General features: G+C 39.6%; 29 protein-coding genes and 1 pseudogene. 5 read left to right on the plus strand and 25 right to left on the minus strand.

Annotated features, from left to right (window positions below):
- Position 1 precedes the first annotated feature (1 nt).
- The 17 genes from spoVAD to ACFQ4X_RS09105 form a co-directional block, all read right to left on the minus strand.
- Complete coding sequence (gene spoVAD / locus ACFQ4X_RS09025) at positions 2–1,018, minus strand: stage V sporulation protein AD (protein ID WP_379834555.1); 1,017 nt, start codon at positions 1,016–1,018, stop codon at positions 2–4.
- A gap of 11 nt (positions 1,019–1,029) precedes the next feature.
- Positions 1,030–1,485, minus strand: a complete 456-nt coding sequence (spoVAC, locus tag ACFQ4X_RS09030) for a stage V sporulation protein AC (RefSeq protein ID WP_379834556.1) — start codon at positions 1,483–1,485, stop codon at positions 1,030–1,032.
- Between the two features lie 18 nt (positions 1,486–1,503).
- The gene (locus ACFQ4X_RS09035; protein ID WP_379834558.1) at positions 1,504–1,926 is read right to left on the minus strand and encodes a stage V sporulation protein AB; all 423 of its coding nucleotides are present in this window, start codon (positions 1,924–1,926) and stop codon (positions 1,504–1,506) included.
- Positions 1,916–2,536 (minus strand): stage V sporulation protein AA, encoded by a 621-nt coding sequence (locus ACFQ4X_RS09040; protein ID WP_379834559.1) that lies wholly within the window; start codon positions 2,534–2,536, stop codon positions 1,916–1,918. Before ACFQ4X_RS09040 ends, ACFQ4X_RS09035 begins: the two co-directional genes overlap by 11 nt.
- 123 nt (positions 2,537–2,659) lie before the next feature.
- The gene (gene sigF / locus ACFQ4X_RS09045) at positions 2,660–3,418 is read right to left on the minus strand and encodes an RNA polymerase sporulation sigma factor SigF (RefSeq protein WP_066290631.1); all 759 of its coding nucleotides are present in this window, start codon (positions 3,416–3,418) and stop codon (positions 2,660–2,662) included.
- Between the two features lie 12 nt (positions 3,419–3,430).
- On the minus strand, positions 3,431–3,871 hold the full coding sequence (spoIIAB, locus tag ACFQ4X_RS09050; protein WP_379834561.1) for an anti-sigma F factor: 441 nt from the start codon (positions 3,869–3,871) through the stop codon (positions 3,431–3,433).
- Between the two features lies 1 nt (position 3,872).
- Positions 3,873–4,223, minus strand: coding sequence for an anti-sigma F factor antagonist (gene spoIIAA, locus ACFQ4X_RS09055; protein WP_066290635.1), 351 nt, complete (start codon positions 4,221–4,223; stop codon positions 3,873–3,875).
- 114 nt (positions 4,224–4,337) lie between these two features.
- Complete coding sequence (locus ACFQ4X_RS09060) at positions 4,338–5,504, minus strand: D-alanyl-D-alanine carboxypeptidase family protein (RefSeq protein ID WP_379834563.1); 1,167 nt, start codon at positions 5,502–5,504, stop codon at positions 4,338–4,340.
- 361 nt (positions 5,505–5,865) lie between these two features.
- A complete protein-coding gene (locus tag ACFQ4X_RS09065) occupies positions 5,866–7,170 on the minus strand; it encodes a pyrimidine-nucleoside phosphorylase (RefSeq protein ID WP_379834564.1) in 1,305 nt (434 codons plus the stop codon).
- Positions 7,171–7,249: 79 nt separating this feature from the next.
- On the minus strand, positions 7,250–8,062 hold the full coding sequence (locus ACFQ4X_RS09070; protein ID WP_379834566.1) for a purine-nucleoside phosphorylase: 813 nt from the start codon (positions 8,060–8,062) through the stop codon (positions 7,250–7,252).
- A 12-nt stretch (positions 8,063–8,074) separates the two neighbouring features.
- A complete protein-coding gene (deoB, locus tag ACFQ4X_RS09075; protein ID WP_379834567.1) occupies positions 8,075–9,259 on the minus strand; it encodes a phosphopentomutase in 1,185 nt (394 codons plus the stop codon).
- 113 nt (positions 9,260–9,372) lie between these two features.
- Positions 9,373–10,263, minus strand: coding sequence for a site-specific tyrosine recombinase XerD (xerD, locus tag ACFQ4X_RS09080; RefSeq protein ID WP_379834569.1), 891 nt, complete (start codon positions 10,261–10,263; stop codon positions 9,373–9,375).
- Between the two features lie 11 nt (positions 10,264–10,274).
- Positions 10,275–10,502 (minus strand): YqzK family protein, encoded by a 228-nt coding sequence (locus tag ACFQ4X_RS09085; RefSeq protein ID WP_066290648.1) that lies wholly within the window; start codon positions 10,500–10,502, stop codon positions 10,275–10,277.
- A 160-nt stretch (positions 10,503–10,662) separates the two neighbouring features.
- A complete protein-coding gene (locus ACFQ4X_RS09090) occupies positions 10,663–11,133 on the minus strand; it encodes a Fur family transcriptional regulator (RefSeq protein ID WP_379834570.1) in 471 nt (156 codons plus the stop codon).
- 117 nt (positions 11,134–11,250) lie between these two features.
- Positions 11,251–11,889: a stage II sporulation protein M gene (gene spoIIM, locus ACFQ4X_RS09095; protein ID WP_379834572.1), complete on the minus strand. Its 639-nt coding sequence runs from the start codon at positions 11,887–11,889 to the stop codon at positions 11,251–11,253.
- Positions 11,890–11,960: 71 nt separating this feature from the next.
- Complete coding sequence (locus ACFQ4X_RS09100; protein WP_379837104.1) at positions 11,961–13,148, minus strand: endonuclease Q family protein; 1,188 nt, start codon at positions 13,146–13,148, stop codon at positions 11,961–11,963.
- Between the two features lies 1 nt (position 13,149).
- Positions 13,150–13,698 (minus strand): NUDIX hydrolase, encoded by a 549-nt coding sequence (locus tag ACFQ4X_RS09105; RefSeq protein ID WP_379834573.1) that lies wholly within the window; start codon positions 13,696–13,698, stop codon positions 13,150–13,152.
- A gap of 97 nt (positions 13,699–13,795) precedes the next feature.
- On the opposite strand from ACFQ4X_RS09105, the gene mciZ reads away from it, so the two are divergent.
- Together mciZ and ACFQ4X_RS09115 are read left to right on the plus strand one after the other, a co-directional pair.
- A complete protein-coding gene (gene mciZ, locus ACFQ4X_RS09110; protein ID WP_066290662.1) occupies positions 13,796–13,930 on the plus strand; it encodes a Z-ring formation inhibitor MciZ in 135 nt (44 codons plus the stop codon).
- 98 nt (positions 13,931–14,028) lie between these two features.
- Complete coding sequence (locus ACFQ4X_RS09115) at positions 14,029–14,943, plus strand: aldo/keto reductase (protein WP_379837106.1); 915 nt, start codon at positions 14,029–14,031, stop codon at positions 14,941–14,943.
- A gap of 54 nt (positions 14,944–14,997) precedes the next feature.
- Here the strand turns inward: ACFQ4X_RS09115 and ACFQ4X_RS09120 are convergent, their stop codons facing one another.
- The 5 genes and pseudogenes from ACFQ4X_RS09120 to ACFQ4X_RS09140 all read right to left on the minus strand — a co-directional run bounded on the left by ACFQ4X_RS09120 (position 14,998) and on the right by ACFQ4X_RS09140 (position 19,068).
- Positions 14,998–16,170 (minus strand): acetyl-CoA C-acetyltransferase, encoded by a 1,173-nt coding sequence (locus ACFQ4X_RS09120; RefSeq protein ID WP_379834575.1) that lies wholly within the window; start codon positions 16,168–16,170, stop codon positions 14,998–15,000.
- An 18-nt stretch (positions 16,171–16,188) separates the two neighbouring features.
- Positions 16,189–16,437: pseudogene (locus tag ACFQ4X_RS09125) on the minus strand (TIGR00366 family protein); the annotation flags it as partial.
- A 3-nt stretch (positions 16,438–16,440) separates the two neighbouring features.
- Positions 16,441–17,094 carry a CoA transferase subunit B gene (locus ACFQ4X_RS09130; RefSeq protein WP_066290672.1) on the minus strand — a complete coding sequence of 218 codons (654 nt, stop codon included), beginning with the start codon at positions 17,092–17,094 and terminating at the stop codon, positions 16,441–16,443.
- Positions 17,095–17,111: 17 nt separating this feature from the next.
- On the minus strand, positions 17,112–17,804 hold the full coding sequence (locus ACFQ4X_RS09135) for a CoA transferase subunit A (protein WP_379834577.1): 693 nt from the start codon (positions 17,802–17,804) through the stop codon (positions 17,112–17,114).
- Positions 17,805–17,868: 64 nt separating this feature from the next.
- On the minus strand, positions 17,869–19,068 hold the full coding sequence (locus tag ACFQ4X_RS09140; protein ID WP_379834578.1) for an acetyl-CoA C-acetyltransferase: 1,200 nt from the start codon (positions 19,066–19,068) through the stop codon (positions 17,869–17,871).
- Positions 19,069–19,212: 144 nt separating this feature from the next.
- Here ACFQ4X_RS09140 and ACFQ4X_RS09145 point away from each other — a divergent pair, with 144 nt between their 5' ends.
- Complete coding sequence (locus tag ACFQ4X_RS09145) at positions 19,213–20,118, plus strand: hydroxymethylglutaryl-CoA lyase (protein WP_379834580.1); 906 nt, start codon at positions 19,213–19,215, stop codon at positions 20,116–20,118.
- A 218-nt stretch (positions 20,119–20,336) separates the two neighbouring features.
- Here ACFQ4X_RS09145 and ACFQ4X_RS09150 read toward each other — a convergent pair whose 3' ends face one another.
- On the minus strand, positions 20,337–20,675 hold the full coding sequence (locus tag ACFQ4X_RS09150) for an iron-sulfur cluster biosynthesis family protein (RefSeq protein WP_379834581.1): 339 nt from the start codon (positions 20,673–20,675) through the stop codon (positions 20,337–20,339).
- Between the two features lie 4 nt (positions 20,676–20,679).
- Positions 20,680–21,225, minus strand: a complete 546-nt coding sequence (locus tag ACFQ4X_RS09155; protein ID WP_379834583.1) for a PadR family transcriptional regulator — start codon at positions 21,223–21,225, stop codon at positions 20,680–20,682.
- A 157-nt stretch (positions 21,226–21,382) separates the two neighbouring features.
- On the opposite strand from ACFQ4X_RS09155, the gene ACFQ4X_RS09160 reads away from it, so the two are divergent.
- Both ACFQ4X_RS09160 and ACFQ4X_RS09165 read left to right on the plus strand, forming a co-directional pair.
- A complete protein-coding gene (locus ACFQ4X_RS09160; RefSeq protein WP_379834585.1) occupies positions 21,383–24,529 on the plus strand; it encodes an efflux RND transporter permease subunit in 3,147 nt (1,048 codons plus the stop codon).
- 360 nt (positions 24,530–24,889) lie between these two features.
- Positions 24,890–25,150, plus strand: coding sequence for an HPr family phosphocarrier protein (locus ACFQ4X_RS09165; protein WP_379834586.1), 261 nt, complete (start codon positions 24,890–24,892; stop codon positions 25,148–25,150).
- Positions 25,151–25,164: 14 nt separating this feature from the next.
- Here the strand turns inward: ACFQ4X_RS09165 and ACFQ4X_RS09170 are convergent, their stop codons facing one another.
- Complete coding sequence (locus ACFQ4X_RS09170) at positions 25,165–25,818, minus strand: TVP38/TMEM64 family protein (RefSeq protein WP_379834588.1); 654 nt, start codon at positions 25,816–25,818, stop codon at positions 25,165–25,167.
- Positions 25,819–25,827: the final 9 nt, after the last annotated feature.

Raw genomic sequence — 25,827 nt, forward strand, 5'->3', positions numbered from 1 at the left:
CTTACATACCTCCTTCCGCCCGCTCTAAAACTACTGCATGAGCGACAGTTGGAATTGTTTCCTTTTGCTGGACCATCACAGGACTTAAGAGAGCACCTGTAGCGACCATCATTACCTTCTTTAAGTTCCCTTTTCGTATTTCATCCAGGATATATCCATAAGTTACAACGGCTGAACATGCACATCCGCTTCCCCCGGCAAACACTTGCTGATCTGAACGATAGACCATTAAACCACAGTCACGGTGATTATCAGAAATGTCATATCCTTGTTCTTTAAGAAGCATTTTTACTATTGGAGCTCCGACACCTGATAAATCTCCCGTAGCGATCAGATCGTACTCATCAGGTGAGACATTCATTTCTTTAAAATGTGCTGCAATCGTATCTGCAGCGGCAGGAGCCATAGCTGAACCCATATCAAAAGGATCTTTAATACCTAGATCTACAACCTTTCCGACTGTGGCTGAAGTAATTTTTATATCTGATACCTCTCTACTTACTAGCGCTGCACCAGCTCCAGTCACGGTAAATGTAGCTGTATCTGGTTTTTGCCCGCCGTATTCAGTTGGATATCTGAACTGCCTCTCAGCTGTTGCATTATGTGAACTGACCGCTGCAATAACCCGGTTTGCATAACCGCCATCTACCAAGGCGGCTCCCAGTGCAAGAGATTCCATAGAAGTTGAACAAGCTCCAAATACCCCTAAAAACGGGATACCGTTTCCTCTGGCTGTATAATTCGAGGATACAATCTGATTTAAAAGATCTCCTGCAAGCAAAAAGTTAATGTCTTCAGGGTTAAGCTTTGATTTCTTTAAACAGAAATCAATTGCATCTTCCATCAGCTGCCGTTCAGCCAGCTCCCAATTTTTTTGTCCGCAATGAAGATTATTATAAGTCTTATCAAAATAGCCTCCGAGCGGTCCTTCACTTTCCATAGGACCAACGGCAGTACCAGCAGCATTCAAATAGATGCTGTTAGCAAATTTCCATGTTTGTCTGCCTAATAAATTCATGAGCTCACTCCTCACATCACATGCTGAAATATATATCTGATCATCCCAAAAATGTAAGCTGCAACCGCTCCAAAAACAATAACGGCTCCGGCTAGTTTAAACAGGTTTGTTGCGACACCCAATACTAGTCCTTCGCTTTTATGTTCCAAAGCAGCACTCGTTACGGCGTTGGCAAAACCGGTAACTGGCACGACAGATCCCGCTCCAGCAAATTGACCGATCTTATCATATACACCGAGACCCGTCAGAAGGGCTGCGATTAAAATCAGCGTTGCTACAGTTGGATTACCTGCTGTTTCTTGTGAAAAGTTAAAGAAGGTCATATAAAAATTTTGTATCCCTTGGCCGATTAAACAGATTAAACCGCCAACAAAAAATGCTTTTAAGCAATTGATTACATATGGGGGTTTAGGCTGAATCGGTTTAATTTTTTCAGCATAAGCTTGTTGCTCTTCTTTTGTTGCCATGTTGTTTCACTCCACTTCTTAATGATTGATATAATAGATCCAATGAAACAAGGACCCCGTAATTTTCCCAAACACAATGGCCATTAATATAATGATAATTTTTTCACCAAAACCCACTCGTTTCGCTAAAATCGGCAAAACATTTAATACCTCTGTTAATGCAGCGGCAAGCATTCCTACAAAAATACCAGCCAGTAAGCCGACCGGTGCAAGAATAATCGGAGAAAATGAGAATGAAGCATTTCTCAAATTCATCCATCCACCTAAAACGGCACCAAGTATAATGCTTATCTCGTAACTTCTTATAAAGCGGTAGGTTTTTGAAAGCTGCATAAGCCTTGGTACAATCCCCAGAACCGTAATCAATGCAACGAGACCTGAACCTACAGTTATTCCTCCGCCAAATCCAATAAACGCGATAAGCAAAACTTTAATTGTCATTGATTTTCTTCTCTGTTTCTTTATTTTCATGGACGATTACATACTGATCGAGGTCTTGCTGGTAATTGAACATTTCTACTTCCAGCGGACTTGGTTCTTCATTAAGCCTTTTTCGAAACAAATGATTAAAAAATAGAATCATTCCGAGCCCCAGACCAAATGAATAAGGAATCTGCAGCAGCAGCGGCTGCTCCTTATAATGCCCTGTAATCATGTAATAAATTTTCTGATGAACAAGCTGCATGCTGACATCTTCATGAAAATTCATAATGGCAAGAGCCGAACCCGTAAAGAGGAGAAGCCACACGAGTACAAAATATACAGGAGCTAATGTCTTTTGTTTCATCTGGATTTCCAAGATGGACTGGGCGGGTCCGATCGTCTGAACATCGATGTCTGGATTATTCTTTTGAATCGTACCTATCACCCTCATTACATCGATAACGATTAAATGTTTATCTTCTGGAGTTACTTTATGGATTATATATTCTTTAATCTCCCTTTCGTTTTCATCTGATGCGACGATTTGCGCGACATCGCCAATCGTTACTTTCTGATGCTGAAGGACTTGAACGCGTTGCCGCATACGAAGGTATATTACTTTATCCAACTTACTTCGCCTCTTTTCTTCAGCGCATTTGTGTTTAGTATGCGATTTGGCTTTTCTAATCATGCTTAGCAATAGAAAACATCCAAAAACTACCACCAAAAATAAAAAACCAGACAAGACTTATTAAGTCTCCATCTGGTTTTTCATAAATAACAATATTTTCTTTTCGAGCCTAGATACTTGAACTTGCGAGATAGCAAGCCGTTCAGCTACTTCTGACTGGGTCTGGTCTTTAAAATAGCGTAAATACACGATTAAACGCTCCCGCTCATCTAGCTTGTCCATAATATCTTTTAAAGCAATTTTATCAAACCATTTACTCTCTGCATGATCTGAGATTTGGTCTAAAAGTGTTATTGGATCACCATCATTTTCATAAACAGTCTCATGTATCGATTGAGGTGCTCTTACAGCATCCTGAGCCATAATAACATCTTCCACCGCTACCTCTAGATATTGAGCGACTTCGTTAATCGTCGGTGTCCGTCCAAGAGATTTAGATAACTCGTCTTTAGCCTTCCGAACCTTGTTGCCAGTCTCTTTCAGAGAGCGGCTTACTTTTACTGTTCCGTCGTCACGTATAAAACGCTGGATCTCGCCTATAATCATCGGAACAGCGTAAGTCGAGAATCTTACATCGTATGACAGATCAAATTTATCCACTGATTTTAACAAACCAATACTGCCGATTTGGAAAAGGTCATCTGCCTCATAACCTCTGTTTAAAAAGCGCTGAACCACAGACCAGACAAGCCGCATGTTTTTTTCAACAATCGTATCGCGGGCATGCTGATCTCCTTCCTGACTTTGTTTAATCAATAATTTTATCTCTTCATCCTTAAGAAACGGTTCGCTTTTGCTGCCTTTCACCTCGACATCCATAGGCATACTCCCTTAATTACACATAGCTTTATTTTTGGTTAAGTATTTTGTCAAGTGAATCGTAGTTCCGTACGACGGTTCTGAGATGACTTCAACTTCATCCATAAAATTCTCCATAATCGTAAAGCCCATTCCTGAGCGTTCCAGCTCTGGCTTAGAAGTATATAGAGGCTGTCTCGCCTGATCAAGATCAGGAATCCCCAAACCTTCGTCACGTATTGTAAGGTGGATAGTATCCTCTTCTATCGCTGCTTCAATGAAAACCATGCCCGTTGCTTTATTTTCATAACCATGAATAATTGCATTTGTAACGGCTTCAGATACAACTGTTTTAATTTCAGTTAATTCGTCCACAGTAGGATCGACTTGGGCAATGAATGCTGCAACAGTTACACGGGCAAATGATTCATTCTGACTTAATGCTGAAAACTGAATCTTCATTTCATTTCTCATATTAAGCCACCCCCAAAGCCTGCAGTGCAAGCTCTTCATCTTCTTCAAGCCTGATTATTTTAAATAAGCCTGACATTTCAAAAAGTCTTTTTACAGCAGGCGAAATAGCGCATACCACCATTTCTCCATCCTGATTCTTTATTTGTTTATAACGGCCTAAAATAACACCAAGACCAGAGCTATCCATAAAGCTTAAACCTTCTAAGTTTAGAATGATGTGATTTACTGTATGCTTTTTCAAGTAATCTTCCACTTGTGATCTGAGCAAGTCTGCTGTATGGTGATCAAGTTCTCCGTCTAAGCGGATACACAAAACAGTGTGTTTAAGTTCCAGATTGACAGCTAATCCCACGCTATCCTCTCCTTCTTTTTTGGATAACGTGATTTTCTATAAAAATAGACGAATTCCTTCACTGATGACAAAACTAGTGGGAATTCGCCTATAAATGTCAAGAATAACTATGATTTATAAGGATTTTGACATTTGTCCTGCTGTACGTTTAAATAATTTCCACCAGGAAGCTTTCTTTATCGTTTCCGAAGCCAATACAGGGCTTTCTGTAATGAGATCTTTGCCGTTCCATATCTTTAAAGAACCAATCTGCTGCCCTTTTTTAACAGGCATTTTTAAATCTTTATCAACAGTGACCTCTGTTTTTATCTTTTTAGCAGCTTCTCCTTTTTTCAATAAAAGAGATATATTCTCAGAAGTTACGACTGGTAGTTTTGATTTGTCCGCTTTTTGTACTTTTACTTCTTTCACGATTTCATGACGATCGAATAATTTTTTTGTTGAGAATTGAGTAAATGCATAATCGAGCATGGAAGTAACCTGTGCGTTTCTTTCTTTCGGAGTCGGTGCTCCCATTACAACAGCTATAACTCTCATCCCATTTTTATTCGCTGTAGCTGTCAAACAATATTTCGCCTCATTTGTAAATCCAGTTTTTAATCCATCCACACCAGGATAAAACTTAACAAGTCGGTTTGTGTTTACAAGCCAGAACTTCTTGTCTGTATCTTCACGTAAATAATCTTCATATAGTCCAGTGAATTTAGTTACTTCTTCATGTTTAAGAAGTTCTTTCCCCATGATCGCCATATCATGTGCAGATGTATAATGACCGGCTGCCGGAAGACCTGTAGCATTCTTAAAGAACGTATCTTTTAATCCTAATTTCTTTGCTTTATCGTTCATCATACTTACGAATGAATCTGCAGATCCTGCAATATGTTCTGCCATTGCAACTGATGCATCATTAGCACTTCCAATTGCAATTCCTTTAACCATATCTTCTACTCGCATTTCTTCTCCAGGTTCCAGGAATATTTGCGATCCGCCCATGCTTGCAGCATACTCACTTACGCGAATTTTATCGCTCCAGCTGATCTTGCCTTTGTCAATCGCTTCCATTACTAAAATTAACGTCATAATTTTAGTCATACTTGCTGGCGGAAGCTTTTCGTGGCTGTTCTTTTCATATAATACACTTCCACTGTCTTGTTCCATTAAAATAGCAGAATGACTTTTTTCAGCTAGTTTTACTTTTTCTTTTTCTGCAGCTTCCGCTTTTGGAACGGAAAATGACGCTAACAGACACAAACTCAATAAACCTGAAATCAAGGCTTTCATACTTTTCCCTCCATTCATATAGCTCTATTTTTTCCATAATTTTTCACTTTATACCGTATTTGCCATCTGTAATCGATAAGAAAAGTTTAATTTTTGAACGTGTAACTATGCGTGGAGTAATCATAAACGGTACATCGCGTGTTACTTTTGTCGAAAGTTCCATATATTAAAAATAACGTGCGATTCAACCGGATGGCGGTAATGAGGATGATTAAAGTGTTCGTGGTGAGGACAAAACTCTTAAATATGTACTCCTCAAGAACACACTTAAGATCTGTATAAAGTATTTAATATTCTATATAAAAAAAAGAGGCCAGAACTCAAAGGTTTTATCCTATTGAGTCAGCCTCTTTTTATATAATTATTGTTTAATTTCTTTATAAATTAAAGGTGGTGCATCAACAGCGTTTTTTGAAATTGTATAGGCGTTGCGGATTCTATTTTTAACATCTTCAACATTTTCAGTGTTGCTGTAGATGGTTACAAGAGAATCACCTTTAGAAACTTGGTCTCCAACTTTTTTGTTCAGCATTAATCCTACTGCCAAGTCGATTTCCGATTCTTTCGTTGCTCTTCCAGCACCTAAGATCATCGCTGCTGTTCCAATTTCATCTGCAATTATCTCAGACACATATCCGTCCTCATCTGCTGTTAACTCAAATGTATGTGCGGCTTGAGGGAGGTTTTCAGGATTATCAACAACTGAATCGTCGCCTCCTTGAGCTTTCAAGAAAACTTTTAATGTTTCGAGCGCTTTTCCAGAAGAGATCGCGTCTTTTAACATTTCTCGCGCTTCATCAAGTGAGCTTGCTTTTTTAGCCAAGTAAACCATATGAGAACCTAATGTTAAGCAAAGCTCTTCAAGATCTTTAGGGCCCTTACCGTTAAGGGTATCAATCGCTTCCTTGATTTCAAGCGCATTACCGATTGCAAGTCCAAGCGGCTGGCTCATGTCTGAAATAACAGCCATTGTGTTTCTGCCTACAGCATTTCCGATCTTAACCATTGCATTCGCAAGTTCTTCCGCTTCTTCAGGTGTTTTCATGAACGCACCTGCACCTGTTTTAACATCAAGTACAATCGCATCTGCACCAGCTGCGATCTTCTTACTCATGATCGAACTCGCAATCAACGGGATTGAATTTACAGTTGCAGTTACATCTCGCAAACCGTACAGCTTTTTATCAGCTGGTGTAAGATTTCCGCTCTGACCTATAACAGCCAGTTTGTTTTTATTAACTAATTCAATAAACTGTTCATTGTCGATTTCTACGTGAAACCCTGGAACAGCTTCCAGCTTATCGATCGTACCTCCAGTATGACCTAAACCGCGGCCTGACATCTTCGCAACCGGCACACCGAGAGCTGCAACTAATGGAGCAAGTACAAGTGTTGTAGTATCGCCAACACCGCCAGTAGAGTGCTTATCTACTTTAATGCCTTCAATAGCAGAAAGGTCAATCTGATCTCCAGACTCCACCATAGCCATTGTGAAGTTAGCACGTTCTTCAGTTGTCATATCTTTAAAATATACAGCCATTGCGAAAGCTGACATTTGATAATCAGGAATTTCGCCCTTCGTATAATTTTGAATAATATGATCGATCTCAACTTTCGTCAGTTCTTTTCCATCACGTTTTTTTTGTATTAAATCAACCATTCTCATTTAAAAAACACCACTTTCTTACGATACATCTGATACGAATTGTTTTACCAGCTGTATAAATTTAGTTTTGTTTGATTACTTAAATTTCTTTTACAATTCCTTTAACTAAAGAAAGGAAATTAGCTTTTACCATCTCTGTTGTTTCCATTACTTCGTCGTGAGTAAGCGGCTGATCTAAAATTCCAGCTGCCATATTCGAGATACAAGAGATTCCGAGTACCTTCATTCCCGCATGGCGAGCGATGATCACTTCAGGAACTGTAGACATTCCAACTGCATCTGCACCTAGAACACGAAGCATTCTAACTTCTGCTGGTGTTTCATATGAAGGGCCTGTATTACCTGCGTAAACTCCTTCTTTCAGTTTGATGCTAAGTTCTTTTGATACTTTCCTAGCAACGTCCTGCAATGATTTCGTATATGCTTCACTCATATCAGGAAAACGAACGCCAAATGAATTATCGTTTGCTCCTATTAAAGGGTTATCTCCCATGTTGTTGATATGATCAGTAATAAGCATAAGGTCGCCAGCTTCGAAGTCTTTGTTCACTCCGCCTGCTGCATTCGTGACAACGATTGTTTCTACACCGATCAGCTTCATTACACGGACAGGAAACGTAACTTTTTCCATAGAATAGCCTTCATAATAATGAAACCGTCCCTGCATGGCTACTACTTGTTTTCCTGCAAGCTCACCAATCACAAGCTGGCCTGCATGTCCTTCAACTGTTGAAACAGGGAACTCAGGAATTTCTGAGTAAGGAATTACAACAGGATTTTTGATTTCTTCGGCTAAAATTCCTAATCCCGATCCTAAAATCAATCCGATTTTAGGTGAAGAATCTAATTTTGATTGAATAAACTCGGCTGATGTTTGTAATTTAGTTGACATGTCTTTTCCCCCTTAAAGCTGGCTTAAAAAGCTTTTTCCTATCTCTGGTTTTTTCACATTATAATTTTCTGCGATTGTTGCACCTATATCTGCAAATGTATTTCCTATATTCAATTCTTTTCCTTTTTTAATTCCATTGTGATAGACCAATAAAGGCACATATTCACGCGTATGATCAGTCCCATGATGAACTGGATCGTTTCCATGATCGGCTGTAATAATGAGAAGATCCTCATCTTTTAATTTATTTAGGACTTCAGGCAGTCGAAGGTCAAACTCTTGAAGCGCTTCACCATATCCCTTCGGATCTCTTCTGTGGCCGTACAGTGCGTCAAAATCTACCAGGTTCAAGAAATTAAGACCTGTGAAATCTTCTTCCATTGATTGAACCAGCTTGTCCATCCCATCCATATTTGATTTCGTACGGATTGCTTTTGTTACACCCTCACCATCAAAGATATCTGAGATCTTACCTAAAGCGATGCTGTCAAAGCCGCTGTCTTGAAGTTCGTTCATTACAGTTCTGCCAAATGGTTTTAATGCATAATCGTGGCGGTTTGCCGTTCTTTCAAACGCACCTGGTTTCCCTGTAAATGGACGAGCGATGATTCGTCCAAGCATATATTTGCCTTCGCGTGTCATTTCTCTCGCTGTTTCGCAGATTTCATATAACTCTTCAATCGGAACAATATCTTCGTGAGCTGCAATCTGTAAAACTGAATCAGCAGATGTATAAACGATTAGTTTTCCAGTGTTCATATGTTCTTCTCCAAGCTCAGTAATAATCTCTGTTCCTGAAGCAGCTTTGTTTCCTAGAATGCCTCTTCCCCACTTTTCAGTCAATTGGTCTATTAACTCATCAGGGAATCCTTCAGGAAACGTTTGAAATGGTTCCTGAATGTGAAGACCCATGATTTCCCAGTGTCCTGTCATAGTATCTTTTCCATTTGATAGTTCAGGAAGTTTTGCAAAATGTGCAAGCGGGTTTTCTGTTTTTTCAATACCTTTCATTGTTGGATCAATATTTCCAAGACCCAATTTTTCTAAATTTGGCACCTGCAGTCCATTCATATGTTCTGCGATATGACCTAGCGTATGAGCTCCTTTATCACCAAATTTGTCAGCATCAGGTGCTTCACCGATACCTACAGAATCCATTACGATTAAAAATGTGCGTTTAAAACGAGATTGTTCCATTTTTTCCTCCTGAAATTCTTAACTACACTCTATTTACTATTTCCTTTTAAAGCGTACAACAAACAAATTATCCATGATGTCGGAAGTCTGACAACTAAAAACAAAAAAGATGCTCACGCCCTCGGATGAAAGGCGGAGTAAACATCTTTTAATCTGGTTTTAGTGACATGGGTATAAATCTGTGTGGTTGAAATGTCAGCGTGGCCAAGCATTTCTTGTACTGCACGCAAATCTGCACCATTCTCTAAGAGATGTGTTGCGAAAGAATGACGAAGAGTGTGCGGGGTCAAATCCTTTTCTATTCTAGCCTTTTTCGCTAACTGTTTCAATATTTTCCAAAAGCCTTGCCTGGATAATCGATTACCATGGTGGTTAAGAAACAGGGCTTCCGTTTTCTTGCCTTTTAACATTTCCGATCGGCCGCTATTAATATATCGCTCTATTGCTGATTGAGCCATTTTTCCGAGCGGAATAATTCTTTCCTTGCTGCCTTTACCCATACAGCGTATGAACCCCATATTAAGGTGGATATCACTTATGTTTAACTGAACTAATTCAGATACCCGAATACCTGTAGCGTATAGTAGTTCTAGCATAGCTTTATCTCTTTGCGAGAAAGGATCGTTGGAAGCTGGTGTTTCGAGCAATGCCTCAACTTCTTGTGGAGACAGCACTTTTGGCAGTTTTCTTTCTGTTTTTGGTGTTTCAATATGTACAGAAGGATCTTGAAGCGAAACCTTCTCTCTAAACAAAAACTGATGAAATGAACGTATGGATGCAATGTTGCGTGCTAACGTTGTGGAAGCCTTACCATTTTCTTTTAAAAATAAAAGATATCCCATAATATTATTGCGTTCAATCTGATCAATTGTTTCTATTGATTCCACTTTTTCTAAAAAAAGAACATATTGAGTCAAGTCTCTTCTGTAAGAGTCTATCGTATTTTTTGAAAGGGCTCGTTCAACAATAATATATTGAAGAAAATCCTGAACATGATTGTTCACTATACCCCTCCTTATTCACCCGTCTGATAGAAATAAAAAAGCCGTTTTATAATATTCGAATCTTTATCGGTACTTAAATTGAAAACTTTAACCGCTTTCCCTTTAGGTTCGTCATACTTATGATAATTTTCATATTCCTGGTTAATCCAAAGCAAACCAAAATAGAAAACCAGCGTGCATAAAGAAAAGGCTAAAAAAACTTTCGCCGTATTCCAAACGATTTTCATCCAGGAAACCATCGTGTCCACCCCTGTCCCTCTAATAGTACAGGTTATGCCCACATGCTCCCATATTATACGTAAAAGTTAAAACTACACCTCATACGTTACCTGATTCATAAACTTTTGTAAATATTTCTTTCCATTAGAAAAGTAATAAATAATGATAAAAAAGGAAGCGCTACTCTCCGCTTCCTTCACCTTCATTATTATCGTCTGGGTGACATCTGTGACAAATACCATGAAATGTCAGCCTATGATCTTTAATTTTAAAATTCCAGCCCTCTTCAACAACTTTTTCCACATCACCAAGAAGGTCTTCTTGTATTTCATCAACAGCTCCACACTCAATACACACCAAATGGTGATGAAAGTGATCGGCACCTTCCGTTCTAAGATCATAACGGGAAACACCGTCACCAAAGTTTATTTTATCTACTACTTTAAGTTCTGTTAAAAGTTCCAGTGTACGGTAGACTGTTGCAAGACCAATCTCTGGCGCTTTTTCTTTGACGAGTAAATAGACGTCTTCCGCACTTAAATGATCTTCTTCATTTTCGAGGAGGACTCTCACGGTCGCCTCACGCTGTGGAGTCAGCTTATAACTTTGTGAATGCAGCTGTTTTTTGATACGGTCGATTCTGCTTTCCATACCCGTTTCCTCCTTATGTATACACAAGACAATTATAAGCATGGAAAAAAAAGTTGTCAATTTAAAGTCATTTTAATTAACGATTTAAACTTATTATTAAAAAACAATTATTATTACCTAATGTATCGACCACTTTATGACTTGTTCCATTAAGGCGGGCGTGAAAAACGCTTCTAGAGTTGAAGCTAAAAATACCATGATGCCAACCCCTGCTACCAGCAAGGAATAACGCAGCAACTGTGGCAAAAACGGAACATGATGTCTCTTGAAAGCGAGCTGACGGATCATTTTAATAGAAAAAGAAATCGCAGCTACTGAAACGATAATAAAAGCAGGGATTAAAAGCACATTTTGCGGAAGCACCGAAACGAAAGATAATAAAAAACCATACCAGCCCATCTGATTAACTAGGAATCCTACTGTGAACCCGATTACTACACCTTTTAAAAATAACATGATCAAAATGACTGGCAGCCCGATAACTGATAAACCTAACAGCCACATAAGCCCCATATATTTTAAATAATGTCCAAAACTTTGAAAGAACATATCCGATCTGCTAGTAAACCCGCCTTCTGATGCCTGAATAAAAAAACGGGATAAATACGTATAAAGATCTTGTTTTTGATTAAGGCTTAAGGAATTAACGATGATTGCTCCAAATATTACTCCCATTAAAAATAAAACGCCAACAAAAGCGTACAGCGTTTTATTTTCCTGCAAGTGCTGATGCATATAGTAACGAAGATTATCCATGTGGCCTTGCCCTCCTCTACCAAAACTCTTATTTCTATTCTATGAATCAGCAGAAGAGGTATGTCTCTTTTTTATGAATTGATAGGTTTACCCGATACTATCTTGCCGTATGTTCCCCCTCCGCCCATCTGGATGGACAGTTCTCCAGAACGCGCAGAAAGGATGTGATTTGCAAGTGATGGTTTTATGATTTTTTTTAACTGCTCAGCAGGTGCAGCATGAATAATATCCATATCTGTACCGAATGCTTCACGTAATTTGAGCAGTGTTTTTGGACCAAGACCTGGTATGAACTCCAATGGTATTTGGTGTACATATGGAGGGCGGTTTACTGAATTTTGTTCTGAATCGCTTTTTAGCTCTTGGATTCTGTCATGAACTCCTTTTATAAACTTGCTGCTGCCGCATTTCCGGCAAGTATTCATGTTTTTATAATCGAAAGTATCCAAACATTTTTCACATACTGAGTTATAATACTTCCCCAAGTAAGGATTTAACCCGTAGTTAGCGATGATTCCCCTTCCTTCTTTTCCTTCTAAAGCCATTTTAAATTCTTTAAAAGTAGGTACAGCAAGAGTAATCATCTGATACTCGCGGGCAATCTTTTCTAAAGAATGAGCATCTGAGTTTGATAAAAACGGATAAGGCGACAATTCATGTAACCGAGATGCCATTTCTGTGTTTGAGCTTAGTCCCAGCTCAACAGCGTCTATTAAATTTGGATCGAGAACTTCAAAGATAGAAGATTTAACCCCTTTTCCGTACAAACTCTTAAATGGAGTAAAAATATGAGCGGGGATGAATAATCCTCCTAATTGCTGAACTGTATTTTGCAGCTCTTTTGCACTCCCGTACATTCGCTGTGAGCTCAAATTAATATTCTTCATACGAGCACCTAGCCAGCTGCTCAATGTTTCCATTTTATTCAGATCAGGCATATATACTAAGACATGAAGTGGTCCTTGACAGTTTTCATCATTAATTTCAATTTCAGTTCCGGGAATGAGAGTGAGTCCATCCACTTCTAATCCACCGTCTTTGTGTTCATTTAACTGCCCGTTTTCCTTCATTTCTTTCAATTCATCTAAAACTTCAGGTGCATGACAATCTATAATTCCGATGATATCCATACCTTTTTTGTATTTCGCTTCATATAAAATATTCGAAAGTGTTAATGTACGAGAACCTGTTATCTTAACTGGTCTTCCTGTTCGTGATGCACCGATATGAATATGCATATCGGCAAAATAAGGATGCAGATTATCTGCCTGCTGCACGAGCTAGCTCCATATACATTACACCGTAGGCGGTTTTCGCATCATGAATTCTTTCGTCTCTCACCATTTGTCTCGCTTCATCAACACTTATTTCCATAGCATTTAAGAATTCATCTTCGTCTGTCATCTGAGCACCTTTATTTATTAATGAATCTGTGAAAAATAAATGAATCAGCTCATCAGCAAAACCTGGTGAAGTGTAAAAGGAACCGATCGACTCCATTTTTTCGCAGCTGTACCCTGTCTCTTCAAGCAGCTCCCGTTTTGCACATTCCAGCGGGTCTTCCCCTTTTTCGAGCTTGCCTGCCGGAATCTCAATGATGGTCTTCTCTAGAGGTTTGCGAAATTGTTCCACCATGAGGATTTTCCCTTCATCTGTAACAGCCAGTATAGCTACAGCCCCTGGATGCTTAACAATCTCACGTTTTCCGATCTTTTTGTTAGGCAGTTCTACTTCTTCTACATATAAATCTATAATCTTTCCATTATATATCTGTTCTTTGCTTATCGTTTTCTCTGTCAAATTTTCCATTTTACACACTCCAATGGTCTATTTATTTCTTTCGCTACATAAAGTCTATCATACTTTGGAATACTTCCATTACTAGCAAGTAAAAGGGGGGGTAAGAATGAAGATCTATTTGCAGCCAAAAGGAATTACATTAGTAGGTAAAGCATGGCAGATCAAATATATGTTAAGAAACTATATGCGGCAGCACGAGCTTGTTCAAGACTGGATTGATGCAACAGCACCCAAAAAGTAGCTTCCCAGAAATCGGGGAGTTTTTATTTTTGTCTATTTATGTGATACGTTTAATAAAAATAATTTCCGGTAAAATACCATTTGGAGGTGAAAAAAATGATCAACAAAAGAAGGATTGGTACTTCTGAACTTTATGCAAGTGAACTTGGACTTGGCTGCATGTCCCTTTCTCCTGACCTTGGAAAGGAAAACGAGAACATTGTGAAGACAGCTCTCGATTATGGTATTAACTATTTTGACACAGCTGATTTATATAATTTTGGCTGGAATGAAGAATTAGTAGGAAAGCTTTTAAAAGAGGTAAGGCAAGATATTATCCTTGCAACTAAAGGCGGGAATGACTGGAATGAAGCTAAGGATAGCTGGAATTGGAATCCGTCTAAAAAGTACATAAAATCTGCTCTTAAAGAAAGCCTGCGCCGCTTGCAAACGGATTATATCGATCTTTATCAGCTGCATGGCGGAACTATCGAAGATCCGATGGATGAAACGATTGAAGCTTTTGAAGAACTGGCATCTGAAGGATTGATTCGTTATTACGGCATATCGTCAATTCGTCCGAACACAATCCAATATTATGCTGAGCATTCTAACATCCAAAGCGTAATGATGCAGTACAGCCTTCTTGACAGAAGACCGGAAGAACTTTTTCCTTACTTAAAATCCAAAGAAATCAGTGTTGTGGCACGGGGACCTGTCGCAAAAGGATGGCTTAGCGAGAAGGCATTTGAGAAGAATCGGGACGACAAGTTTCTATCTTTTAGTGGATTTGATATTCAACAGAACTTAGAAAAGGTTAAAGCGCTCATCCCGCAAGGCGAAAAACTTACTCAAACAGCATTAAAATTTATTCTCAGTCACTCAGTTGTAGCAACCGCTGCAGCTGGAGCAAGTTCGTCTGAACAGCTGTTAGAAAATATCAATACCTTTAAATCTCCGGGGCTGACTGAAAGTGAAAGAAAAGAACTTGAGGCTTTGTTTCCAGCAGAAACTTATGAAACGCATCGAAAATAAAAAATTTGGGGCTGCCATAAGTAAGTTCACCTTACTTTTTGGCAGCCCCCTTTTTTATTTCGCCAGTTTCAAAATCATTGCAATTCCCTGGCCACCACCGATACAAAGACTTGCAGCGCCGTATGTTTCATTCCGCTTCTTCATTTCGTATGCAAGTGTTAACAAAAGTCTCGCACCGCTTGCTCCAACGGGATGACCTAATGCAATAGCTCCTCCATTTACATTTGTACGGCTTCGATCTAGCTTTAGCTCTTTTTCCACAGCTAAGTATTGGGAGCTGAATGCTTCATTTATTTCAAACAATCCAATATCGTCAATAGACAGGTTCGCTCTATTTAGAGCCATCTTAATTGTAGGAACTGGACCGATTCCCATGACGTTAGGATCGACACCTGTCACTGCCCATGAAACGATCTCTGCTAGGGGTTTTAATTTCTTTGCCTTTATATCTTTTTCATGAGCAAGAATTAAAGAAACAGCACCGTCATTAATCGATGACGAATTCCCTGCAGTTACTGTTCCATCTTTCTGGAAAGAAGGACGCAGCTGTCCAAGGTTTGAAGAGGAAGTATGCGGTTTAATCCCTTCATCCTCAGTAAAAAGTTCGCCATTTTTTAAGGTTACAGGCACGATTTCATCTTTAAATCGACCGCTTTCACGTGCTTCTGCAGCTTTTTGATGGCTATGACTTGCATATTCATCTTGTTCTTCTCTTGAGATGTTATACTGTTGTGCTAAATTTTCTGCAGTAATCCCCATCCCGCATCCTATATACTCATCACTTAATGTTTGAAGCAGCATATCCTCAAAAGAGATTGCACCGAATTTTTGATTGTAGAATCGGTGAGTAAATGAAGCATGTGGAGACTGGGACATGTTTTCAATCCCACCGCATAATGCTATGCCCCCTTCATGATCTCGAAGATTCTGCATGGCAGAGACAACAGCTTGCAGTCCCGATCCGCATAGCCTGTTGACCAGCATTGCGGGAACACTTGAAGGAACACCTGCCTTTAGCGCTGTATGACGCCCAACATAAGCCGCATTCTTACTAGAGTGAATAACATTTCCATATACCACATCTGTCACATCCGAAGGAGTTACATTGGCTCGTTTCATTGCTTCAACTGCCGTTGTTTCTCCTAGCTGTGTCGGGGATATATCTGTTAAAGATTTTCCAAAAGAACCAAATGCGGTTCTGGCACCATCAATTAAGTAGATACTCATATCAATTCTGCACCTCTTTTAAAAGATTAAGAACTTTGCACAAATGATTATCCCGCTTACAAAAAGGGATATTAAGCAGAATCCAATAATATCCTTTGCTTTTATTCCTGCAATCGCAAGCGCAGGAAGCGTCCAGAATGGCTGGATCAAGTTCGTCCAAGCATCACCCCATGCCACAGCCATAGCAGTCTTGGCTTGAGATGCACCAAGTTCATCTGCCGCATCAAGGACTACATTCGCCTGAACAGCCTACTGTCCCCCGCCCGAATTTTAATATGCGTTTAGTTTAATATCATCTGAGACTGTAAGTTTAGCTTCTGTTGAATTTAAAACATCATCAACGGAGTATCCTTCTGCAACTTCTTTTAAAACAAGACCATTTTCGGATACATCCATTACAGCCCGGTCAGTAATGATTCGCTCAACTACGCCTTTTCCTGTCAAAGGAAGCTGGCAGCTCTTTAAGATTTTGCTTTCTCCTGCTTTATTTACATGTTCCATGATTACGATGATTTTTTTCGCGCCATGAACAAGATCCATTGCCCCGCCCATTCCTTTGATCATCTTGCCTGGAATCATCCAGTTAGCAAGGTCGCCATCCTCTGAAACTTCCATTCCGCCTAAAATGGCAATGTCAATATGACCGCCGCGGATCATAGCAAATGATTCAGAGCTGTCAAAATAAGATGCGCCTTTAATGGCCGTTACTGTCTCTTTCCCAGCATTGATCAGGTCAGGATCTACTTCGCTTTCAAGAGGATACGGTCCGATACCGAGGAGCCCGTTCTCCGATTGCAGTACAACCTCTTTATTATCCGAAATGAAGTTGGCTACCATCGTTGGCATACCGATTCCCAAGTTTACATAAAAACCTGATTCAATCTCTTTTTCTGCACGCTTCGCGATTCTTTCTCTGATATTCATAACGGTTTCCCCTCCTCTTAGCCTTGTTTTACTGTTAAGCGTTCAATGCGCTTTTCTTGAGTTCCTACGATTAGCTTTTGTACGTACACACCAGGTGTATGTATGTAATCCGGATGAAGATCTCCGATTTCAACAAGCTCTTCTACCTCTGCAATTGTTACTTTACCTGCAGCAGCAATCATCGGGTTGAAGTTACGAGCTGTTTTGTTATAGATCAGATTTCCTGCTTTGTCCCCTTTTGCGGCACGAATCAAGCTGAAATCTGCAACAATTCCTTCTTCAAGCAGATATTCTTTTCCGTTAAACGTACGTGTTTCTTTTCCTTCTGCGATCGGTGTTCCAACTCCAGCAGGTGTATAGAACGCTGGAATTCCAGCACCGCCTGCACGAATTCTTTCAGCAAGCGTTCCTTGCGGGATGAGTTCTACTTCAATTTCACCTGATAATACTTGTCTCTCAAACTCTTTATTCTCACCAACGTATGACCCTACCATTTTCTTAATCTGTTTGTTTTTAAGAAGCAGACCTAAACCCCAGTCGTCCACTCCGCAGTTGTTTGAAATCACTGTAAGATCTTTTGTTCCTTTTTCCACTAAAGCAAGAATTAAATTTTCGGGAATGCCTACTAATCCAAAACCGCCTACTAAAAGAGTTGATCCATCTTTAATGTCCGCTACAGCTTCTAACGCTGAATTCAATATTGGTTTCATGAGCTATCTCTCCTTTTTTGATGTTTTATTAGTGCCGAATCTCTCTTTTCTTCCTTCTAAAACATTAATTTTCTTCGTTTTCAAAGATAGAGGCTACTCCCTGGCCTCCGCCGATACAAAGCGTTGCTAAACCGCATTTGGATTTTCTTCTTTTCATCTCATGAAGCAATGTAACAACAATTCTTGCACCGCTTGCTCCGATCGGATGTCCAAGTGCAATTGCACCGCCATTTACGTTTAATTTTTCTTTATCAAATCCAAGATCTTTTCCTACAGCAAGTGACTGACTCGCAAAAGCTTCGTTTGCCTCGACAAGATCAATATCATCCATTTTCATGTTAGTTTTCTTCAGCACTTTTTGCACCGCTTCAACAGGTCCTATGCCCATTACTTCTGGAGCTACACCTGCACTAGCGTTCGCCTTTACGACAGCGAGTGGTTTTAATCCAAGTTCTTCTGCCTTTTTTCTGCTCATTACAACAAGCGCAGCTGCACCATCATTGATCCCTGAAGCGTTCCCTGCTGTAACCATTCCGTCTTTCTTGAAGGCAGGTCTTAATTTAGCAAGCTTTTCACTTGTAGAGCCTGCTTTCGGATATTCATCCTTATCTATAATCAATGGATCTCCTTTTCTTTGAGGGATCTCCACTGCTGTAATTTCATCATTAAACTTTCCTTGTTCTTGAGCTTCAGCACACTTCCTTTGGCTTTCAGCTGCAAACTCATCCAGTTCCTCACGGGAAAGCGAGTGCGTTTCACATAGATTTTCAGCTGTAATTCCCATATGATAATCGCCAAATGCGCACCATAAGCCGTCATTAATCATAGAGTCGACCATAGGGGCATTGCCCATGCGCAGTCCATCTCTAGCCCCGTTCAGCAAATAAGGAGCTTGGCTCATATTTTCCATCCCGCCGCAGACGATTACATCGGCCTCATCCAGCCAAATTGCCTGGCAAGCAAGATGAAGTGCTTTTAATCCAGAGCCGCATACTTTATTGATTGTCATACTTGATACACCGATCGGGAGTCCTGCTTTCATTGCTGCTTGACGAGCCGGATTCTGTCCCAATCCTGCTTGGAGAACATTCCCCATGATGACTTCATCTACAGCATCATGCGGGATACCTGCTTTCTTTAAAGAGTCTTTGATTGCAATTGCTCCTAATTCTGTCGCTGCTACCGTTTTTAAACTTCCCATGAAGCTTCCAATCGGCGTTCTGACAGCGCTTACAATGACAGCTTCTCTCTCTCTTGAAACCATTTGTAGTCTCCTCCTCTTTAAAACGTAAAAATTTCTGAAAATTCCTTTATATCATACCATAACAATTCAAAAGTATTGCAAACAACGATTTTTTACAGTTAAAATAAAAACAAGAAAACGGTTTCAAGGAGGGTTTTTACAAAGATGGAATTACCCGAGAGAGTCACTCTGATCGAAGTCGGCCCGCGGGACGGACTTCAAAACGAGAAAAATTTTATAACCGCAAAAGATAAGATTCAATTTATATCTCTATTAAAAAATGCTGGCTTTCAAGAGATGGAACTTACCTCTTTCGTTTCACCGAAGTGGGTCCCTCAGATGCAGGACGCTGGTACAGTTATTGAACATTGTATGGATGACCTGCGTAACTTTGTTCTGGCACCGAATAAAAAAGGAATTGATATGGCAGTTGAAGCTGGAGTGAAGCACATTGCTGTTTTTGTAGGTGTAAGTGATTCATTTAACAAAAAAAATATCAATAAGACAACAGAAGAAAGCATGAGCGAGTTAAGACCGCTGATCGAGGATCTGAAACGCAGAGGTTATTTTGTAAGAGCTTGTATCTCTACCAGCTTTTATTGTCCATTTGAAGGAAAGATAGATGAGCACGCTGTTTTAAAGGTTTGTCAGGACTTTGAGGAAATGGGTGTTGATGAACTCAGCGTGGCTGATACGATCGGAATGGCAAATCCTATTGAATGCTTTGAATTGTTTACTTTATTAAAGCATCACCTGCGCTCTACTACACTTATAACAGGACATTTCCATGACACGCGCGGTATGGCACTTGCGAATATTTTCGCGAGTATGCAAGCTGGCATAGACCGCTTTGACACATCTGCAGGAGGACTTGGGGGATGCCCTTTCGCACCTGGCGCCTCAGGAAACGTTGCCTCTGAAGATGTAGTCTACATGCTGTCCCAGATGGGAATCTCTACAGGCATACAGCTTGATAAACTTTTAGAAGCATCTGCTTTTATCTCCCCGCTTCTTTCAAAACCAGTATCAAGCAAGCAATTCGGTCTTCTGAAAAATGTTCTTCAAGGATAATTATTAAATTGTAGCTTTTAGAAGTAGTTGATTTCCGTTTCAGGTGCTCCCTTTCCGCGGGGTGTGCGGTGAGCCTCCTTGGCGCTATGCACCATTAGGAGTCTCACCTGTCCCACTGATCCCGCAGGAGTCTCGCACCTTACACTCCAATCAACTAGCAATGAAGCGACTTCAATTTTTACAATATCAATGTAAGGATACATAAAAACACGGGCTTATTAGCTGCCCGTGTTTTGCTCTGTTTTATCATAATATTTCATCGCAGAATTTAAGATCTCGCTTGGACTTTTTAAGGAAAAATGATTGCCTGCCGTTGCATCAATCGTCATCTTTTCATCAAAGAAGACCTCTGTGTTGTAATCCATATAAAGATCAGGCCCGTTGGTCAGGATTTTCGTATCATTATCCTCCGGTTTTTCAACCAGCCAAAGTGCTGGAATCCCGCTCACGACACATCCGCACCCTTCTGTATCATGCTTCAGTTTTAGGGACCCCTTTTTACCTTGCATTCTATTTTGCAGTCTTTCTAGCGCTGCATCAGTAAACACGACTTCCATAAAATTAAAACTCACCTTTCTTTTTTAAAACGTCTATCGCCCAGTCGCACCAGGACAACCAGCTCTCCATATACCGAATCCCAAATTCACTCGTTAAATATTCTCCAAGTTCCTTTTCTTTATAAGTACCCTTTGGGAAATTTTCATCTTGCCATTTTTTCGTCATCATGAGTCCCATCTGATGATGCTCTTTGCTTTTTTCCAGAAAGGCTATTGCCTGTTCAACCGGAATAAAATGAAACATCGAAACTTTTAAGAGCAGATCATCCTTCAGCTTAGGAACATTTACAGGCTTATTCAGCATCCATTCGAGCAGCTGTTCAAATCCTTTGTCAGTAATTTTATATATTTTCTTATCTGGATAATCAGTTTGTTGAATGATTTTAGAATCTGCCAGCCCCTCTTCTTCCATTTTAAGAAGTTCACGGTAAATCTGAGTATGATGGGCTGTCCAAAAATGGATAACTGTTTCTTTAAATTGCTGTGTAAGCTCATAACCTGTTGCTTCATTTTTTGCTAATAAACCTAACAGCGCATACCTTAACGCCATTTGTTACCCTTCTTTCTCACTGTACTGAATTGAATTGTAACATACTTTTCACAAATTCTTTATTCAATTTACTTGATATAAAACTGATACTTTTATTATATTATAGTTATACATATGTGAAAATACACATATTAATCTAAACGTAGGAGAGGAATCTATGAACTGGCTAACAAAATTTAGTTTGAAAAACCCGGTAGCAATATTTATCTTTTCATTTTTATTGATTGTAAGCGGTGTTTTTTCGTTCACAAATTTAAAAGTGGATTTGCTTCCTAATGTTGAGTTTCCCCAGTTAACGATCCAGACGGTATACCCTGGTGCTTCACCTGAGGATGTAAATAAGCAAGTTACTGACAAGCTTGAGACTCAATTAAAACAAGTAGAAGATGTAAAATCTGTGAAGAGTTCTTCACTAGAAAGTGTTTCGATCATTAGTATGGATTTTCCTTTTTCTGCAAACATGGATGATGTTGAAGATCAAGTGAAATCCATTATTTCAGAAACTGATCTGCCAGACTCTGTTGAGCCAGATGTCAGCCGCTTTTCTTTCGGTACAATTCCGATCTACAACATCTCCTTGTTCCCTGAAAAGGAGGGCGAAGATATTCAAGCCTTTGTTGACAGCCAACTCGTACCTGAACTAAAGAAGATTCAAGGTGTAAATAACGTATCTGTCGGCGGTGTAAAAGAAACATTCGTATCCATTACACTCGATCGTGAGAAAGCAAAGCAAGCTGGTGTTTCACTTAACGCTGTCAAAGACGCCATTAAAGGCCGAGATCTCTCATTCCCAGCAGGAACCGTTACAGATGATTCTATTACTGTTCCTGTTCGTGTAGAAGAAGCGGTTGATACGATTGCAGAATTAAAACAAATTACGATTTCGGGTGCTGCTGCAGCTCCATCAGGAAGCCAAGGCGGAGCAAACGGTCCTGGAGAAAGCGGCGGACCTCCTGCTGCCGGAGACCAAGGAGCTCCTGCGCAAGCACAGGCACCTGTATCTTCTCCTAGCATTAAGCTTGGAGATATTGCTGAAATTAAAGAAACTGAAGATGTAAATGAAATTACACGTTTCAATCAAAAATCTTCTCTATCTATGGCTGTTACTAAAAAACAAGATGCAAATACGGTTGAGGTAGCAGAAAAAGTTATAGAAGTTCTTAACAAAGAAAAATATGACGATAAATTAAATTATGCAATTGGATTCGGACAGGCAGAAGGCATTAAAGATTCTGTAAATACACTCGTTAAAGAAGGTCTTTTCGGTGCCATATTCGCATCACTTGCTGTACTCATCTTCTTAAGAAACTTCCGTGCAACAATTATTGCGATTATATCTATCCCGCTCTCATTGTTAGTATCGGCAATTTTTTTAGACCGTCTTGATATTACGCTTAACATTATGACTCTTGGCGGTATGGCCGTAGCTGTCGGCCGTGTAGTAGATGATAGTATCGTAGTTATCGAAAATATTTTCAGACGAATCAGGAAAGCTGATGGCGCGTTTGACCGTGATGAATTAATCATTGATTCTACACGGGAAATTTTAAAAGCGATCGTGTCTTCAACCATTACAACAGTTGTAGTTTTCTTACCGCTTGGACTTGTTGGCGGTGTCACGGGAGAATTCTTCCTTCCATTTGCATTAACCGTTGTTTTTGCTTTATTAGCGTCACTGATTGTAGCCGTTACAATTGTACCTATACTTGCAAAATATGCATTTAAAAAGGTAAAGCCTGAAAAAAATGACGGTCCTATGCAGCGCGGATATGAAAAACTGATTAAAGCATCACTGAATCATAAAATTATCGTTCTGTTAACGTCCTTTATTCTCCTTGGAGGATCATTCTTCCTTGCTACAAAACTAGGAATGGTATTCCTTCCAAACGAAGAGCAAAAAACATTGACAGTCAATGTTGAACTTCCAGCGAGTACAAATGTTTCTAAAACGAATGAAATTTCCCTGGAAGTTGAAAAATATTTAGCTGGACGCGACACTATAAAAGATGTTACCGCAGGTATTGGTTCCCGTGATTTCCAAACCGGTCTTAAACGGCAGAACGTAGCAAACTATTTTATTAATCTTAAAAAAGAAACAAACGTTGAAAAAGAACTAAAAGAATTAGAATTCGGAATAAAAGAAATTACAGACGAAAAAGCAAAAGGAACAGTTCTTAGCTTACAGGAAGTTTCAAGCGGAGGACCTCCTTCTAACAATGAAGTAAACATCGATCTTTATTCCAATGATTTGGATGATCTTCAAAAAGCAGCAGCTCAAGTTGAAGAGTATATGAAGACACTTGATTCTATCAAATATGTGTCAAATAACTTCAAAGATACACAAAAGCAATGGGCAGTTGATATCGATACTGAAAAAGCAGCTGAAAAAGGTGTCTCAGGATTCGCTGTCCTTGGTGCAGTCTCTGATGTTACGAAGCCAGTTGAAGTCGGGGAATTGACACTTGATGGTGACGAAAAGAACGTAAGAGTTAAATATGATGAAGCTGTAAAAACTCTTGATGAAATTAAAGATCTCACTGTCTTTGGAACATCAGGCCCTGTAAAGATTTCTGAGGTTGCAGAGGTATCTGAAAAAGAAACGGTAACTGCCATCCAAAAACTTGATGGCAAAGTCTATGCTCAAGTTTCTGCACAAGTAAAAGGTGATAATGTTCAAAAAGTAACGCAAGAAGTAATAAAAGGTGTAGAAGATAATGTTGATCTGCCATCATCTGTATCAACAGAAGGCGGCGGCGGAAGCGAAGAGACAATGGATACTTTTAAAGATCTCGGTCTAGCAATGCTTGTTGCAATCGGTCTCGTATACTTAACGATGCTGATTACGTTTGGCCGTGCACGTATACCGTTTATTATTCTTTCTTCTCTATTATTTGTTCCCGTCGGGGCAATCGGGGGATTATTCTTAATCAATGAACCGCTATCTGTGAGTGCTATGATTGGAATATTGATGCTTATCGGTATCGTAACAACGAATGCGATCGTATTAGTTGATCGTATTGGACAGAACAGAGAAGTCAAGGGCATGCCAGTGCGTGAAGCACTTCTTGAAGCAGGGAAAACTCGTCTAAGACCGATCTTAATGACGGCCTTTGCTACAATTGCGGCACTTATACCGCTCGCATTGACTACTTCATCTGGAACATTAATCTCAAAAGGACTGGCAATTGTGGTTATCGGAGGACTCACTACTTCCACTCTGCTAACATTAATTATTGTCCCAGTGCTTTACGAATTATTCTTTAGAAGACAGGCAAAACGCGAAAAAGCAAAGACTTCTGCTTAATTGATAGTGGTTGATTTCCGCTCCAAAATGCTCGCTTTCCGCGGGGCGTGCGGTGAGCCTCCTCGGCGCAAGGCGCCTGTGGAGTCTCACCTGTCCCGCTGATCCCGCTGGAGTCTCGCACCTTGCGCTCCAATCAACTAGCAACGAAGGGTCTTCACAAAAACGATTTAAAGACAACAACCTTTTAAGAGCCATACAAAAAGAGTACCTACCCTCCCTGAAGAGGCGGTACTCTTTTTATATGGGCCAAATTGCTGTAATTTTTATTGGAAGAAAAAAAATCAGGACTATAGGCCATGTTTCACTTTTAAAATTAATGGGAAATATATCAGCAATTCACAACCTCAGGAGGCTATAAAAATGAAACAGATTTGTTCAAAAAAAGTTAAAGTTACAGCTAAATATACCGTAAATAAAGCACTTGAAATTATGCACTCTGCTAAATCTATTAACAGTCAGCTTTTTTTGTCCAAAAACGGCCATACCGTTCACGCATCAGGACTTTCCCAGCTCGTATCATTTTTCCTTACTTTAAAAGAAGGCGATTCTTTTCTGTATATCGTTGAAGGAGCAGATGCTGAATCAGCTCTGAATGTCATAACAAAAGATACTGCTTTTTAAGCAATTAGGTTTATTTATAATCCAATCCTTGCCTTCATCTTCTTTTTGAATATAAGGGGTAATCCCACAATAACAAAAAGCAAGGTTGTTCCGATCCAAATGACTTCCTTGCTTTGAGATGTCATAGAAGTACCAAGATAGGTATATGCTATCGTTCCGGGAATTATCCCGATTGCTGTTGCAATTGCGTAATCTTTAAATTTCACTTTAGTAATCGAAGTTAAATAGCTTACAAGATCATAATTTAATACAGGAAGCAGCCTCAGCAGCAGTACATAACGAAACCCTTCTCTCTCAATATTGCTGCGTATTTTATTATACCTTTCATTTTTCCATTGCTTACTTTTCTTAAATCGGCCTAACCGGTTAACAGCATAATAAGTGACCAGCCCTCCTCCAAGCGAGCCGAGATATGTATACAAACAACCCCAGTAGAAACCAAAAGAAAGACCGCTTGTTATTGCAAATATAGACGATGGAAATAATACAAACGGCCTCACCGTATAGAGCAATATAAAGAGAAACGGTGCCAGCAGCCCCCATTGCATGATCCAATTTCTAAATTCTTCAGGACTAAACCCTTTATAATTTTTTTGCAGCCACAAAACTAATAAGACTAGAATAGCCGTACTTAACATGATGATCAGCCATTTTTTTGTGATTTTCATATTTCCTCC

The organism is Fictibacillus halophilus, assembly GCF_042680145.1.
Lineage (GTDB): Bacteria > Bacillota > Bacilli > Bacillales > Fictibacillaceae > Fictibacillus > Fictibacillus halophilus_A.